The following is a 1996-nucleotide window of genomic DNA, read 5'->3' on the forward strand; positions in this document are numbered from 1 at the left end:
ACGACGACGCGTGTCGCAAGCACCGCGGGCAGGATTTTCGTATCCCGTGTGACCAAAAGCGCAATGCGCGCTGGCGACGGGGCCTATCGCTGTGATACGCCGTCGAAAAAGGGTCGCAGTGCCGCGCTTTTGGAGCGCAACTTGGTATATGAGGAGCATCCATGGGACCAATCACCGCTCGCGCCGCTCTGGGCTTGGGAATTGCCGCGCTTTTTTCGGCGACTCCGGCGCATGCCGAACTGATCAACGCGGCGAACCCGGCGACGATCAAGGCGATCGTCGAGTCGCAGGGCTGGCCCGCGACGATCGTCGCGAAGGCTGGCGACGATCCCTATATCGAGAGCAATCGCAATGGCCTGAAATTCCTCGTCCTTTTCATGAACTGTGAAGAGGGCAAGAAGTGCAAGACGTTGCAATATTATATGGGCTTCAGCGATGCCAAGGGCGTCTCGCTCGACAAGCTCAACAAGTGGAACAAGGACAAGCGCTTCGCCCGGGCGTACAAGGACGACGAGGGCGATCCGGTACTCGAGATGGACGTCGACCTCGATTTCCAGGGCATCCCGCGCGAGAATGTCGGCGAGACCTTCAATACCTGGGCGTCGCTGATGGACAGCTTCCGCGAGTATGTTTTCGAGAAGTGACCTGACCGATCGCTCGTCACCCCGGACTTGATCCGGGGTCCCGCTTCTGCAGCGTCGCAAAGCGAGATGCCGGATCAAGTCCGGCATGACGAAAAGGAAGGTCAGGCGTTGCGCAGCGCGCCTGCCACCAGCTTCTGCAGCTTCGAATGCACCGCGGCGCTGCCCGCGATGAATTCGCTGCGTTCGATCGCGCGGTCACCACCACGGAAATCGCTGACGAAGCCGCCGGCCTCGCGCACGAGCAGCATGCCCGCCGCGACGTCCCAGACCTGCAGGTCGCTTTCCCAGAAGCCGTCGTAACGGCCCGCCGCAACCCATGCGAGGTCGAGGCTCGCGGCGCCGAAACGGCGGATGCCGGCAACCTCGGGCGCGACCGCACCGAAAATGCGGCTCCACTGCGCCATATTGCCATGGCCCATGTACGGGATGCCGGTCGAAATCAGGCATTCGTTGAGGTGGCGGCGCGATGCGACGCGCAGGCGCCGGTCGTGCAGCCAAGCGCCGCGGCCGCGTTCGGCCCAATAGCTTTCGTCGGTGACGGGCTGGTAGACCAGTGCAGCGGTGACGTCGCCCCAGCCGCCGCCCGGTTTCGGTTCCTGCACCGCGATCGAGATCGCGAAATGCGGGACGGCGTGGAGAAAGTTCGAGGTGCCGTCGAGCGGATCGATGATGAAGCGTGGTTTGCCGGGCTCGCTTTCGATCACGCCGCCTTCTTCGAGAACGAAACCCCAGCCCGGACGGTCGCGGCCCAGTTCGTCGTACAAGGTACGTTCGGCGGCCTGGTCGGCTTTCGACACGAAGTCGGCGGGACCCTTTTGCGAAACCTGCAGATGCTCGATCTCGCCGAAGTCGCGGCGCAGCTTCGTGCCGGCCTTGCGCGCGGCGCGTTCCATGACGGTGATGATGCCGGATACGGCCATGATAATATCTCCCCCCTCCCGCTTGCGGGAGGGGTCGGGGGTGGGCACGAGAAGAAGGTGGGCCTTTCGCCCACCCCTAACCCCTCCCGCAAACGGGAGGGGAACTCAATCAGTCGGCGCGGCGGACATATTCGCGGTCGTACACATGCACGACGATCTTCGTTCCGCTCGTAATGTGCGGCGGCACCATGACGCGCACGCCATTGTCGAGGATCGCGGGCTTGTACGACGACGATGCCGTCTGCCCCTTCACCACCGCATCGGCTTCGACGATCGTGGCCTCGATGGTGTCGGGCAACTGCACGCTGATCGGCCGCTCGTCATAAAGCTCCATCATCACGTCCATGCCGTCCTGCAGGAAAGCGGCGGCATCGCCGAGCAGATCGCGCGGAAGGCTGATCTGCTCGTAGGTTTCCTTGTCCATGAAGGTCA

Annotated in this window: 2 protein-coding genes and 1 pseudogene; 1 reads left to right on the top strand and 2 read right to left on the bottom strand. The window is 63.2% G+C overall.

Annotated features, from left to right (window positions below):
* The first annotated feature begins 161 nt into the window (after nucleotides 1–161).
* Entirely contained in the window at nucleotides 162–644 is a 483-nt protein-coding gene (locus VGD20_RS10500) for a YbjN domain-containing protein (RefSeq protein ID WP_331134395.1), read from the top strand.
* Nucleotides 645–745: 101 nt separating this feature from the next.
* Here the strand turns inward: VGD20_RS10500 and VGD20_RS10505 are convergent, their stop codons facing one another.
* Nucleotides 746–1564, bottom strand: a complete 819-nt coding sequence (locus tag VGD20_RS10505) for an inositol monophosphatase family protein (RefSeq protein WP_414714563.1) — start codon at nucleotides 1562–1564, stop codon at nucleotides 746–748.
* Nucleotides 1565–1673: 109 nt separating this feature from the next.
* Nucleotides 1674–1996: pseudogene (locus tag VGD20_RS10510) on the bottom strand (elongation factor P); the annotation flags it as partial.

The organism is Sphingopyxis sp. (assembly GCF_036402335.1).
GTDB lineage: Bacteria > Pseudomonadota > Alphaproteobacteria > Sphingomonadales > Sphingomonadaceae > Sphingopyxis.